Raw genomic sequence first — 13,067 nt, 5'->3', positions numbered from 1 at the left:
ACTGGGATTATTGCCCATATACTAAATATAGCACTTAAATGACTGGTTTCCAAAGAAAAAGGGAAAGGCAGTACTGCCTTTCCCTTTGATTATTATTTGGTTGTAAAAGACTATACACCCAGGCTCCAACCCTGACGGTAAGTTCTCTTTACAAACTGGTTAGCATCGTCGAAGTTGGTGATCTTCATCTCTTTACTATCCCACAGCAGTTTGATGTAACGGCCCGGGTAGCTGGTTTTTCCATCCTTCTCTTTCTTGATGTCGAAGCTTCTGATCGCCAGGTTCGCCATTAACAGTGTTTCTGTAAGCGGACCAGCAATAGAGAACGGAGAGCTGATGATCTTGTTCTTCGGGCTATTGTAACCGGCAATAGCTGCATTTACCCACTGAACGTAGTGCCCTTCCGGTACACGTTCGATGGTTTGTTTAGTAGTGTCAGTTTTGGTCTTGCTGGTAGGCAACAACTGAGGATCTCTACCATAAGTGCCACACATCATTTTACCTTTATCTCCGATAAGGATAGCACCGTTACCGCCATCGCCCATTACTTCGTTAGGGCCCAGTTCTTCCGGACGTTCAGGCTGGATACCGCCGTCCATCCAGTGAAGGGTGATCTCTTTACCGTTCTTGCCATCAAATTTCAGGATCACGTGAGAAGACGGAGGACAGCTCTCGGGGAAATATCCGCGTTTGAACTCATCCACATACACGCTACCAACGCTACACTCTACTGACTTAGGATAACCCAGGCCAAGTATACGGAACGGAGGCTCTATGATATGGCAGCCCATGTCGCCCAATGCACCGGTACCATAATCCCACCAGCCACGCCAGTTGAAGGGAACCAGTTTGTCGATGTAATCTTTGTAAGGAGCAGTACCTAACCAGAGGTCCCAATCGAGTTCTTTAGGCACTTCCGCTTTCATGGAAGACCATGGAATACCCTGTGGCCATACCGGACGGTCTGTCCAGCAGTATACAGTGTGAACATCACCTACCAGGCCAGCATTGTACCATTCCATCATCTTGCGTACGCCATCGCCGGAAGCACCCTGATTACCCATCTGGGTCACTACTTTATGTTTCTTGGCGGCAGCGGTCAATGCACGCGCCTCGAAGATATCGTGGGTGAGCGGTTTCTGAACGTACACGTGTTTGCCCAGTTGCATGGCTGCCATTGCGGCTACTGCGTGCTGGTGGTCTGGAGTGGAAACGGTAACTGCATCTATATTTTTATGCTCTTTATCCAGCATTTCCCGGAAGTCCTTGTAGAATTTCGCTTTGGGAAAACGGGCAACGGAGTTAGCCGCTCTGCGGGTATCAACATCACACAGGTATGTAATGTCTGCCGGGCCTTTTGCGATCTCAGACAGATCGCTTTCACCTTTACCACCTACACCGATACCGGCTACACGTAAACGATCGCTTGGAGCGATAAAACCTTTACCTCCTAATACGTGACGTGGAACTATCATAAAGCCGGCTGCCGCCAGGGCGCCGTTCTTTAAGAATGATCTACGGGATTCATGACTTCCCTGATTATTTTTTTCCTGGACCATATGTAACAAAATTTACCGATCAATATAAAAGAAAATGAGAGAAAATATTATTAATAAATTATGTGCGGGAATTAATCCCATGTCATGATCTTACTCCTGTCCTCCATCTTCAGATAGAGCGGCAGCAGTTTTTCATCATAGGCGAGCCCGTAGTGCTTTAACACATCCGCAGGAACGCCGTCCCACTCATTTGGTGTATTACCCTTATAATCAAGGTCTTTAATGCCTGCCTGACTAGTGAAGAACCCATTGGCCGTCAGGTCGCGCATCAGGCTGAAGAAGGCCGCTCCCTGTACCATATCAGGCTTTACCTGTTCCGGATAGGCGATCTGGTCTATCAGCTCCAGTTGTTGCTGTTTGGTACAATCCGTAAAGGCGTTGTTATAACGTTTGGCGCATTGCACATCCAGCCATTTCAGACCGCCTCTCAGCGGTAGCTTGAACTGTGGCTGGTCTTTGGCCATGAATTCAATGAACTCAGGCACTTTGGCCTCAGAGGCGCTTCCGGAACGATCATCTGCCGGAATAATGATGTCGGAAAGTACCGTGATCGTTTTCATCTCTGCGGCAGTAAAGAATGTTTCTGCCATCAGGGCAGCATCTCTGGCAGCTTCAGGCTCGGTACGGCCGTAAGAGGGCAATTTTCCTACCGCATCTTTTTCCTTTCCTGCCGGCTTTTTATCGTCGCAGCCGGTTAGAATGGCGCCTACTGAGAGGGAGCCGATGGTCAGCGCTTTGAGTGATTCCCTTCTGTCCATATCTTGATGAGTTAAGTCGTGTTAAATGTTTTGTTTCTTCAGTTCTCCCATGATGTATTCTGATGCACGCATAGATAAGGCCAGGATTGTCCAGGTAGGGTTCTTATCTGCCTGTGACACAAACGGACCTCCATCTACAACGAACAGGTTCTTTACATCATGCGCCTGGTTGTATTTATTCAGCACTGAACGTTTAGGATCATCGCCCATACGGGTGGTACCTACTTCGTGAATGATCCTGCCGGGTGTTTCCAGACCGTACATTGTTTCTGCACCTGGTTTGGTACCGAGCGGTGTGCCTCCCATTTCATGGATCAGCTGCTCGAAAGTATCCTGCATATGTTTGGCCTGTTTGATCTCATGATCGCTCCAGGTATAATTGAAACGCAGCACGGGAATACCCCATTTATCTACCACTTTCGGATCTATCTCGCAGTAATTGTCTTCGCGCGCTATACATTCTCCTCTGCCTGCAAAGCCAACGGTGGCGCCATAGAAACGACGGTAGTCGTCTTTCAGCGAAGCACCATAGCCACCTGCCGGTTTAAGCTTACCATCTTTGCCGGGATATTTTCCGTTGAAGCGTTCAACGCCGGTGAATCCGCCATAGGAAGGCATGCGCATACCGCCGCCAAATTCAATATGATAGCCACGGGCGAAGTCAAGTTTCTTATTATCTTCCCACCAGGGCACATATACGTGCATACCACCAACGCCGTCTTCATTGTAACGTTTATGGTCCATCAGGTGTGGGAGGAAAGCCGCACGGGAAGAACCGGTGGAGTCATGAAGGTATTTACCTACCACACCACTGGAATTGGCCAATCCGTTAGGATGCTGTGCCGATTTTGAGTTCAGTAGCAAACGGGCGGACTCGCAGGCGCTTGCTGCAAGTATTACCACCTTTGCCTGTACCACGTATTCCTGCAGATCAGTTTTATCGACGTAAGCAACTCCGGTAGCTTTGCCTTCGTTATTGGTCAGCACTTCACGGGCCATCGCATTATCATACAGATCTACATGCCCGCTCTTCATCGCAGGTTTTACCAGCACGGAAGAAGAGGAGAAGTCTGCATATACCTGGCAGCCGCGGTTACACTGTCCGCAGAAGAAACAAGCGCCACGCTCTTTATTCACCGGGCGGGTCAGCATGGACATACGGGCTGTAATAACCGGTATGTTCAGTTTTGCTCCCGCCTTTTGCAGCATCAGTTCATGCAACCTCGGTTTGGGAGGTGGCAGGAAATAGCCGTCCGGTTCATTGGGAATACCCTCTTTGGTACCAAATACACCGATCATTTTATCGACACGGTCATAGTAAGGCGCCACATCTTCGTAGCTCAGTGGCCAGTCGTCTCCATGACCATCATAGCTTTTGTGCTTGAAATCCCGTGGACCGAACCGCAGGGAGATACGTCCCCAGTGATTGGTCCTTCCGCCTACCATACGGGAACGGAACCAGTCGAATTTAGTACCTGCATTCGCTGTATAAGGTTCCCCTTCAATTTCCCAGCCGCCATAGGCAGCATCGAAATCACCAAATGGACGGGTTGTAGATGCGCCCCTGCGTGGTGAAGCGTCGGGCCATTTTAATTGAGTAATTTGTTGAGGATCTGCCGGATCATATTTTGGCCCTGCTTCCAAAAGGGCTATTTTAAGACCGGCTTCAGAAAGAATTTTAGCAGCCATACCGCCTCCGGCACCCGAACCAACAATGCAAATGTCATATACAGGTCCCTTCTGTTTGATCTGAAAAGCCATATCGTGGATAATTTATTTGACCTAATGTGGTTTTAAATCTATAAATTATTTTCTAAGGTTACTAGTAAAAAAGTATAAAAGGAATGTTATAAAATCATAGTAATGGAATATATAATAGGAGTGGATCTCGGAACAAGCAGCGCCAAAGTGATCGCAGTGAGGAAAGACGGGAAGGTGATGGCCCATTCACAGCAGGAATATCCCATCCACCAGCCGGAACCCGGGCATAGTGAACAGGACCCTGACCAGATACTTGAAGCAGTAAAGAACGGCATACGAAGCGTGGCGACTATCATGAAAGATCCTCCGGCTGCCGTATCGTTCAGCACCGCCATGCACAGCGTGATGGCAATGGATAAGAATGGTAAGGCGTTGACCCCGTTGATCATCTGGGCCGATAACCGAAGCCAGTCAGTGGCCGACCGCTTACGTAGTACCCCTCTCGCCACCAGCTTACATCAGCAAACAGGCACCCCTGTACATGCAATGTCTCCCCTCTGTAAGATCATCTGGTGGAAAGAGCAGGCGCCCGAGGTTTTTCAGTCTGCCAGCTGTTTTATTGGCATTAAGGAGTATATCCTCTATCATTTCTTTGGCAGATATATTACGGATCATTCCACTGCGTCGGCCACCGGATTGTTTAATATTCATGAATTGAGCTGGAACCAGGCCTCCCTGGAAGTTGCCGGTATTACGCCCGGGCAGCTGCCGGAAGCCGTAAGCAGCGATAGTTTTATTGACGGATTATCAGAGAATGTAGCCCGTGATCTGGGGCTTTCTCCTGGTACCCGTTTCGTGGCAGGGGCCAGCGATGGTTGCCTGGCACAACTGGGCAGCAATGCGCTGGATAAAGGACATGCCACACTCACAATCGGAACAAGTGGGGCTGTACGTATGGCTATTGACCGGCCGTTAACCGATCAGCAGGGCAGATTATTCACCTATGTGCTTACGCCAGGCCATTTTGTAACCGGTGGTGCAATCAATAACGGGGGAGTAGTTTTACAATGGTACCTGGAAGCCTTCCTGCAATCAGTGACAGAGAAGCCATTGCAAGTGGATGCCGGCTTGCAACAGGCATTAAGTACACCAGCCGGCGCCGAAGGGTTGTTATGCCTGCCGTACCTGCATGGTGAACGCGCGCCAGTGTGGGATGGACATGCGAAAGGAGCATTTATAGGTGTACAACCACAACATACAACCTGGCACTTTATGCGTGCATTACTGGAAGGTATGGCATACGGACTGCTTAGTATTACTGAAGCATTGGAAGAAACCGCTGGTAAGGTGGAAAAGATCTCTGTCAGCGGAGGGTTTACACATTCACCGGAATGGGTACAACTAATGTCGGATGTATTTCAGCGGCCTATGTACCTGCGCCAGGAAAGTGATGCATCTGCCATGGGGGCGGTACGTCTCGGTTTTCAGGCACTGGGAATAGACACCAGCTTTACTGCTGTTACAGAAAAGGTCTTCTCCCCCGCGCCGGAATACGCCGATGTTTATAAGAAAGCGTATGCCGTGCATGGAAAGTTATATACAGCGCTGAAAGATATATTCCCTGCCCTGTAAAGATCATCCGAACATCTTAGCCAGATCGGCCAGTTTAAAGGAAATATACGTGTACTTGCCTCCCGGTGCTGAGTTAGGCATTGCGCAGGCAAACAGTTCATCAATGATATTCTGCATCTCGCGGGTAGACAATGACTTCCCTGCCGGAATAGAATTGTTGCGTGCCATAGAGCGGATCAATTGTTCCCTGCGGGGAATTTTGAGCTCATGGCTGAAGTTCTTGAACTGCTCCAGCAATCCTTCTATACTGGCTTGCTCATTTCCACTTTGAATGTCGGCCGGAGTACCTCTTACAACAAATGTATTATTGCCGAAAGGCTCCAGGTCATAACCCAGTACCTGCAGGTCTGGTAGCATCTCTGTGATCAATGCAGCATCTGCCGGTAGCAATGGCAATGTTTGCGGAAACAGGCTTTGCTGAGTAGGTACGGGACTTTCCTGTAAAGCGCGTTGATAGCGTTCGTACAGGATACGCTCGTGCGCTGCCTGCTGATCTATCAGGATGAAGCCCGATTTGATCTGTGAAAGGATGTATTGCTGATGTACCTGTACGGGTACTTTCTGGTCGATGGTCGTATCCTGCCAGCGCTCATCTATCATAGATGCGGCAGAAGGACGGTTTTCGACAGGAGCGGAAGTGGAGACTGGCGTTTCATCAGGCATTCCCCCAATAACGTCGCCAGAATAGGTAGTAGCAGTTGATTTGCCGATATCATACAGGTCTCTCCAGTGTTTGAGATTGCTGTTGTTGGTATCGATGGTGTGTGCCTGGTTAGCCTGTGTGAAACTCTTGTACAAAGAGGTGTTGACGGACTTCGCCTGTTGTTGTTCTGTGAATGGTTTGCTTACAGCGTCCAGTTGCTGGATACCGGGGTCCAGTTCAAAATCGAGCGTAGGCGTGATATTGAATTGCGCCAGTGCGTGTTTCACGGCAGATTGTATAAAGGCGTACATCACCTTCTCATCATCAAACTTGATTTCCTGTTTGGTAGGATGTACGTTGATATCTACATGGCCGGGATCAAGATCTATAAACAGGACATATAACGGATAGCTGTCCGCCGGTATCATTTCCGCGAAAGCATTCATGATAGCATGATGCAGGTACGGGCTTTTGATAAAGCGGTTGTTCACAAAGAAGAACTGATCTCCCCTGGTCTTTTTAGCCGTTTCCGGCTTACCGACAAAGCCGTGAACGTCCATATAGTCGGTGGTTTCATTAACGGAAACCAGCCGGGCATTATAGTGTTGGCCAAGTATGGAGATAATACGTTGTTTCAGGGAGCCTTTTTCCAGGTAGAACAGCTGTTGTGTGTTGTTCGTAAGCGTGAACTGGACTTGTGGAAAAGCCATGGCTACGCGGATGAATTCATCCACGATATGCCTCATTTCGGCAGCGTTGCTTTTAAGGAAATTCCGGCGGGCAGGAACGTTGAAGAACAGGTTCTTCATTGCGATACTGGTACCTTCTGCTGTCTGGCAGATCTCCTGTTTTTTGACCGCACTGTTGTCGATCTCTATGTATGTGCCAATGTCTGCTCCACGCAGACGTGTTTTCAGTTCAACCTGTGAAACAGCTGCAATGGATGCCAGCGCTTCACCACGAAAGCCCATTGTACGGATCGAGAAGAGGTCGTCTATGGTCTGTATCTTGGAAGTAGCATGTCTTTCAAAACACATGCGTGCATCCGTTTCACTCATCCCTTTCCCGTTATCGATCACCTGTACCAATTCCTTACCGGCATCCCGGATAATGAGCTGTATCTCCGAGGCACCTGCGTCCACGGCATTCTCCAACAGCTCTTTTACTGCTGACGCAGGCCTTTGTATCACTTCCCCTGCTGCTATCTGATTGGCTATGTTGTCTGGTAATAGATTGATGATATCCGCCACTTATTATGTGCCTTTTGCTGTAAAGTTAGGAAAGTTTAATGTTTGATACCGGTCATGGGGGTAAAGTGGGGGTAAAGAAGTATAGAATACAATGCCTATATAAAAAACAGTTGCTATAGAATTGTTAAATGAATGCTTCTGCTGGCCTGCATCTGAACCGGACCAGCCACCAATTCGTATCTTTATTTATGGCGTAGGAATATAATTTATTCACACGACAGTCTTGTTAATAAGACGTTAATCATAAATTATTTTAATCATGAACTGGAGGAATCTGATAATTTTGAGCCTTTCCATCTTAGTTAGCAATTGCACCTACTCTCAACAGGAGCCAAAAAATAAGTCTATGGAAGAACAGAAAAAGAGTGAAGTATACTCAAGAACGGACACCAGCAAAGTAAGCCTCTCAAATGACGAATGGAAAGAGCGCTTATCGCCTGAAGTATACAATATAGCACGGGAAAAAGGCACCGAATGGGCGTTCACCGGAAAATACTGGAACAGTAAAGACGCTGGTACTTATTATTGCGCTGCTTGTGGTAATCCGCTGTTTGTTTCAAATGCCAAATTTGAAAGCAGCTGTGGATGGCCGAGTTTCTTTGAGCCGATTACCAAGGGAAGCGTGATCTATGCACCTGATAATACTCATGGTATGAATCGTACCGAGGTAATGTGTGGCCGCTGTAAGGCACACCTGGGACACGTATTTGACGACGGTCCTCCTCCTACAGGATTACGTTATTGCATCAACTCAGTGATACTCGACTTCGAGAAAGCCAAAGAAGCCGATAAAAACTTTAAGGAAAAACATTAACTGGTAAATGCCTGATTGCGGATGTGCCTGTAACAACAGCATACGTAATCAGGCACCCTGACTACGAAAGATAAGACTGTAACTCGTTAACATAGGATGTTGGCTCGAATTCGATAATCTCATAAAGCGCCAGCTGGTATTTGTCCAGCGGATCCTCGGCGATGATCGCCTCCACTTCTTTACGGCTCGAAGCTTTGCAAATGATCAACCCTCCGGACTTGGGCTTACGGCGTCCTGCCAGAATAAATTGCCCGCTCTTATAAAACTTTTCCAGAAAAGCTCTATGTTGCTCCATATAATGCTCTACGGCAGCTACCGGACGGATGTATTGCAAAAGGATTAAGTACATAACAGCTCTTCAATAATAGGATTTATAATCATGTTGACCTCTTTATACAAAGGTATAAAACTATTGCAGCTTTTATTTTTATAATAATAACGTAGAAATGAATGTTTTATCGCAGCCCTCTCGTATAAGCCGGCAAAAACGTCCCAAACGCTAATATATAAATAAAATCATTAATTTATACAAGGCCTTTATAAGGTAGTAAACGAAAAAGGAAGTATTTTAGCGTCCTATTCACTCATTTTTAATTTTGATCCCCCTAATTATGACAAAAATGTTTTCAAAGGTTTTGCTAGCTGTATCAGCTATAGCTATCCTGCTATCCTCCTGTTCAAAGGTGCCGGAGCAGAGCAAATATATTCCCAAAACAGCCAGCCTTGTACTTAGCGTAAACAGCAAACAGATCAGCAAGAAATTGATTACCAACGGTATAACAATGGATAAGCTCTTTGCTGCAGTACAGGAAAAAGATACTGCCAGTGAAGCGCAGAAGTTTTGGAAAGATATCGAAAACTCAGGACTGGACCTGCAGGCACAGTCTTTCGTGTCTATAGTGTACGGTAAAAACCAGTCTTACATCACGCTGACCGGCGGACTGAAAGATGGTTCGAAATTCGAAGAATACCTGAAGAAAAATGTCAGCAACTTCTCCCTGCAAACAAAATCCGACTTTAAGTATATTCTTGAAGACAAACAGGGTGGCGTAATTGCATGGAACAAAGAAACTGTGATCTACCTGAAAGGTATTGAAGGAGATGCTATGCAGAAAGCATTGCCTCCAAGTGGTCTTCCAGTGCCAGGCGATGATGAAGAAGAAGCTACGGATACAAACAGTGCCCAGCCGGCTAGCCTCGTAACTGCGGAGGATGATATGCAGCCCTGGATCGCAGAAGTAGATCACCTGTTCCACCTGAAGAAAGATGAAACAGCCAGCTCTATCGAAGCATTCAGCGACCTCCTGAAAAACAACGCAGACCTGAGTTTTTATGTAAACCCGGAGCCTATCTATAACGCGCAGGCAGGCATGATGCCGGCTAATCTTAAAACATTACTGGCTGGTTGCTATTACACCGGCGCCGTAAACTTTGAGAAAGGTAAAGTAGTTGTGGATGGTGTTTCCTACGTAGGAAAAGACCTGGCTGGCATCTATAAGAAATATGGCAATCTGGAAGCTGACCTTGAAATGCTGGAAAAATATCCTTCACAGAATATCACCGGTTTCGTTGTGTATGGCTTTGATTTCCGCATGATCGGTGATATCGTAAAAAGCACCGGTCTGGATGGTATTGCTAACATGGGATTACAGAGCTCCGGCCTGACCCTGGACGATATCCTGAACGCCTTTAAAGGTCAGCTGGTATTCGTTGCTTCTGACTTCCAGGTGAAGAAAAAGCCAAGCTTATACATCGAAGGAGATTCAACTACTACACCAGAGTCCAAATGGGTATTCGCTATGAAAGTAGGAGATAAGGCTGCCTTCGAGAAAGTAATGTCCTCTCCGATGGTACAAGGCGTCTTTACCAAAGAAGGTAACAACTATGTTATGAAACAGAACCTGCCAGGTGTACCGGCTATCTCTATTACTGATAAACTGGTAACCAGCGCTTCTGACTCTGCTGTACTGCAGGAATACCTGGCCGGCAAAGGCAAGGCCGGTGGTCTGGACAATGATTTCGTAAGCAAGATCAAAGGCAACCCAATGGGTGCTTACGTAAACTTTGAAAAGATCGTTAACAACATTCCTGACGAAGATATCCCTGCTGATGGCCGTGTACTGGCCGGTAAGTTCAAGAACCTGCTGAAAGATATGACTGCATTGAGTAAATCTTTCGACGGTAAAACACAGCATTCTGAAATAGTGCTGAACTTCAAGAATGAAAATGAGAACAGCCTGGTACAATTGGTAAACCTCGGTACCGAGACTGCCAAGTACCTGGAAGAGAAGAAGAAAGCAGATGCTGCAAGAGAAGTAGCTGTCGATACAGCTGCTGCACCGGTAGTAGAGACTGCTCCTGTAGAAGAAGAGAATCACTGATCTGTCAGATAATGATAGTTAATGTCCATGACGGTTATACTTCCGTCATGGACATTTTCATTTGGAAAAAGCTCTATATTGGGTCATCATTTTAAGAACACCAGTTACATGCAGATACAGTTAGAAAACCTGGTGCCTGTTCCGTTGCGCGATAAGATCATGCAGCGTTCCTCCGATATCTGGAACAGGCAGGTCACCTTCACCCCAGGTGGTTTCACTAAAATAAAAGCACCTTCCGGCACCGGTAAAACGACCCTTGTCCACTACCTGTACCACATCAGGACAGATTATACAGGTCAGGTACTGGTGAATGGAAAGACCTGGGATAGTTATTCCAGAGATGCTATTGCCGGTATGAGACAGGAGCAGGTAAGCGTGATATTCCAGGACCTGCGTGTCTTCGAACAGCTGACAGCACTGGAGAATATCGAATTGAAGCGGGTCATGAATGCGGCGCCGTATTGTACTGCTGAAAAAGTAAAGGAAATGGCTGCCCGGTTGAATGTTACCCATGTACTGAACCAGAGCGGCAAAACGCTCTCTTACGGAGAACGCCAGCGCATAGCGATTATCCGGGCACTGGTACAGCCCTTCCAATGGCTGATCATGGACGAGCCGTTCAGCCATCTTGATGAAGAGAACGCACAACGCGCAGCCTTGCTGATTGCTGAAGAATGTAAAGCCCGCAATGCCGGGTTCATTTTAACAGACCTGGACAATGATAACAGGTTTGTATATGACACACACTATAACTTATGATGCCATCCTTCTACCAGTTACTCAAAAAGATCATACAGACCGGCATCGGTAAGGCCCGCCTGTTCATGGCTGCCGGTGGGCTGGGCATTGCTATGATACTCCTGCTCATCGCTATTCAGGCACATACTGACTTTGACCAGCTGCTGCATAACCAGCGGAATGCAAATGAAAGTGCGGACTTCCTGGTTATCAACAAGAAGATCACGAATGCCATGATGGGGCAGAATGCCAAGAGTGAATTCACACCCGCTGAAATAGCAGATCTTAAGCAACAGCCTTTTACAGAAGCCTTTGGCTTTATTACTTCCAATCAGTATAAAGTAACTGCGGCCGCTCCCGGAGAACTGCACTTCTATACCGATATGTTCTTTGAGTCAGTGCCCGATTCTTTCATTGATGTGAAGAACGATGAATGGAAATGGACGCCTGCTGATAATACGATTCCCATCATCCTTCCGAACGACTTTCTCAACCTCTATAACTTCGGATTTGCTTTAAGCCAGGACCTGCCACAGATCTCACAGGAAACAGTGAAAGCATTACCGATGAAGGTCACTATTTCCCAGGGACTGATAACGCAGGAGTTCACCGGTCGTATTGTCGGTTTTTCCGACCGCATCTCTTCCTTCCTGGTTCCCGGCAGTTTTATGGACTGGGCTAACAGTAAGTTTGGCAGCGGACAGGCGGCTGCTCCATCCCGTGTCATCATCAAAACGAAAGACCCTTCCAATCCTTTGCTGTCAAAGTACCTGGAAGAGAAAGGATATACTACGAACCAGGATAAGATCAAATACAGTAAAACAAAACTGATCGTGCAGATGATCGTATCTGTAATAGGCTTCTTTGGCTTGGTCCTGCTGGCCTTTGCATTGGTCGTATTCAGTATGTTCATACAGCTGGTAATAGCCAGTTGCAAAAAGGAAATACAGTTGCTGGTAACACTGGGCACTGCGCCCCGTCAGTTACAACGATACCTGATGCGTCAGTTCGTTCCGCTGTATATTACGATCGGAATAGTAGCATTGCTGCTGGTAGCCGCCCTTCAATGGTTTGCTTCCGCGAAACTTGCCACTCATGACATGTTCATTTCACAATGGCTTTCTGTTGGCACTGCATGTGCAGCTTTACTGGTGATCGTACTGGTGTATATCGTAAACAGGAGCAGTGTAAGCAGATACATTAACGCCATCAGCTAACAATATTGTTTTATACACTTAAATTATATAGAGATGTTTGTACACGTCGTAAATTTCTGGCTGAAGCCAGGTCTTTCAGAAGCTGATATCAAGAAATTTGAAGAAGGCGTACAATCGCTGAAAGTGATAGAATCGCTGGTAATGTTCAATGTGGGTAAACCTGCATCTACTGATCGTCCGGTAATAGATAGGAGTTACAGCTACTGTGAACTGACCGTGTTCAATGACGAAGCAGGTCACGATGTATATCAGAAACACCCTGTGCACCTGGCGTTTGTGGAGAACTGCAAACACCTTTGGGATAAGGTGCTGATCTACGATTCAGAAACGATCTAGGAAAAATAGAAAACAGGAATTAAGACTTATGCTTAATT

Annotated in this window: 11 protein-coding genes; 6 read left to right on the top strand and 5 right to left on the bottom strand. The window is 46.8% G+C overall.

Going from position 1 to position 13,067, the window contains the following annotated elements:
• Positions 1 to 110 precede the first annotated feature (110 nt).
• The 3 genes from C7475_RS10760 to C7475_RS10750 all read right to left on the bottom strand — a co-directional run bounded on the left by C7475_RS10760 (position 111) and on the right by C7475_RS10750 (position 4,078).
• Positions 111 to 1,559: a Gfo/Idh/MocA family protein gene (locus C7475_RS10760; RefSeq protein ID WP_110053358.1), complete on the bottom strand. Its 1,449-nt coding sequence runs from the start codon at positions 1,557 to 1,559 to the stop codon at positions 111 to 113.
• 71 nt (positions 1,560 to 1,630) lie between these two features.
• On the bottom strand, positions 1,631 to 2,317 hold the full coding sequence (locus C7475_RS10755; protein ID WP_110053357.1) for a gluconate 2-dehydrogenase subunit 3 family protein: 687 nt from the start codon (positions 2,315 to 2,317) through the stop codon (positions 1,631 to 1,633).
• A 21-nt stretch (positions 2,318 to 2,338) separates the two neighbouring features.
• A complete protein-coding gene (locus C7475_RS10750) occupies positions 2,339 to 4,078 on the bottom strand; it encodes a GMC family oxidoreductase (RefSeq protein ID WP_110053356.1) in 1,740 nt (579 codons plus the stop codon).
• A 102-nt stretch (positions 4,079 to 4,180) separates the two neighbouring features.
• Here C7475_RS10750 and C7475_RS10745 point away from each other — a divergent pair, with 102 nt between their 5' ends.
• Entirely contained in the window at positions 4,181 to 5,650 is a 1,470-nt protein-coding gene (locus C7475_RS10745; protein ID WP_110053355.1) for a gluconokinase, read from the top strand.
• Between the two features lie 3 nt (positions 5,651 to 5,653).
• On the opposite strand, the gene mutL is transcribed toward C7475_RS10745, so the two are convergent.
• Positions 5,654 to 7,543: a DNA mismatch repair endonuclease MutL gene (gene mutL, locus C7475_RS10740; protein ID WP_110053354.1), complete on the bottom strand. Its 1,890-nt coding sequence runs from the start codon at positions 7,541 to 7,543 to the stop codon at positions 5,654 to 5,656.
• 346 nt (positions 7,544 to 7,889) lie between these two features.
• Here mutL and msrB point away from each other — a divergent pair, with 346 nt between their 5' ends.
• Positions 7,890 to 8,357: a peptide-methionine (R)-S-oxide reductase MsrB gene (msrB, locus tag C7475_RS10735; protein ID WP_110053353.1), complete on the top strand. Its 468-nt coding sequence runs from the start codon at positions 7,890 to 7,892 to the stop codon at positions 8,355 to 8,357.
• A 61-nt stretch (positions 8,358 to 8,418) separates the two neighbouring features.
• Here msrB and C7475_RS10730 read toward each other — a convergent pair whose 3' ends face one another.
• Entirely contained in the window at positions 8,419 to 8,706 is a 288-nt protein-coding gene (locus C7475_RS10730; protein ID WP_110053352.1) for a YciI family protein, read from the bottom strand.
• 271 nt (positions 8,707 to 8,977) lie between these two features.
• Here C7475_RS10730 and C7475_RS10725 point away from each other — a divergent pair, with 271 nt between their 5' ends.
• The 4 genes from C7475_RS10725 to C7475_RS10710 all read left to right on the top strand — a co-directional run bounded on the left by C7475_RS10725 (position 8,978) and on the right by C7475_RS10710 (position 13,029).
• Positions 8,978 to 10,738 (top strand): DUF4836 family protein, encoded by a 1,761-nt coding sequence (locus tag C7475_RS10725; RefSeq protein WP_158286480.1) that lies wholly within the window; start codon positions 8,978 to 8,980, stop codon positions 10,736 to 10,738.
• A gap of 108 nt (positions 10,739 to 10,846) precedes the next feature.
• Positions 10,847 to 11,497 (top strand): ATP-binding cassette domain-containing protein, encoded by a 651-nt coding sequence (locus tag C7475_RS10720; RefSeq protein WP_158286479.1) that lies wholly within the window; start codon positions 10,847 to 10,849, stop codon positions 11,495 to 11,497.
• Entirely contained in the window at positions 11,494 to 12,693 is a 1,200-nt protein-coding gene (locus C7475_RS10715) for an FtsX-like permease family protein (protein WP_110053349.1), read from the top strand. Before C7475_RS10720 ends, C7475_RS10715 begins: the two co-directional genes overlap by 4 nt.
• Before the next feature lie 33 nt (positions 12,694 to 12,726).
• A complete protein-coding gene (locus C7475_RS10710; RefSeq protein ID WP_110053348.1) occupies positions 12,727 to 13,029 on the top strand; it encodes a Dabb family protein in 303 nt (100 codons plus the stop codon).
• The last annotated feature ends 38 nt before the right edge of the window (positions 13,030 to 13,067 follow it).

The sequence above is a fragment of the Chitinophaga sp. S165 genome, assembly GCF_003182155.1.
Taxonomy (GTDB): Bacteria; Bacteroidota; Bacteroidia; order Chitinophagales; family Chitinophagaceae; genus Chitinophaga.
Note: the sequence above shows the minus strand (reverse complement) of the source record. Positions and strands in the feature narration are given on the sequence as shown.

Bases quoted from the DNA above. Each gene is read 5' to 3' on its own strand.
- C7475_RS10760 (WP_110053358.1), bottom strand. From the start codon at position 1,559: ATGGTCCAGGAAAAAAATAATCAGGGAAGTCATGAATCCCGTAGATCA.
- C7475_RS10755 (WP_110053357.1), bottom strand. From the start codon at position 2,317: ATGGACAGAAGGGAATCACTCAAAGCGCTGACCATCGGCTCCCTCTCA.
- C7475_RS10750 (WP_110053356.1), bottom strand. From the start codon at position 4,078: ATGGCTTTTCAGATCAAACAGAAGGGACCTGTATATGACATTTGCATT.
- C7475_RS10745 (WP_110053355.1), top strand. From the start codon at position 4,181: ATGGAATATATAATAGGAGTGGATCTCGGAACAAGCAGCGCCAAAGTG.
- msrB (WP_110053353.1), top strand. From the start codon at position 7,890: ATGGAAGAACAGAAAAAGAGTGAAGTATACTCAAGAACGGACACCAGC.
- C7475_RS10730 (WP_110053352.1), bottom strand. From the start codon at position 8,706: ATGTACTTAATCCTTTTGCAATACATCCGTCCGGTAGCTGCCGTAGAG.
- C7475_RS10725 (WP_158286480.1), top strand. From the start codon at position 8,978: ATGTTTTCAAAGGTTTTGCTAGCTGTATCAGCTATAGCTATCCTGCTA.
- C7475_RS10720 (WP_158286479.1), top strand. From the start codon at position 10,847: ATGCAGATACAGTTAGAAAACCTGGTGCCTGTTCCGTTGCGCGATAAG.
- C7475_RS10715 (WP_110053349.1), top strand. From the start codon at position 11,494: ATGATGCCATCCTTCTACCAGTTACTCAAAAAGATCATACAGACCGGC.
- C7475_RS10710 (WP_110053348.1), top strand. From the start codon at position 12,727: ATGTTTGTACACGTCGTAAATTTCTGGCTGAAGCCAGGTCTTTCAGAA.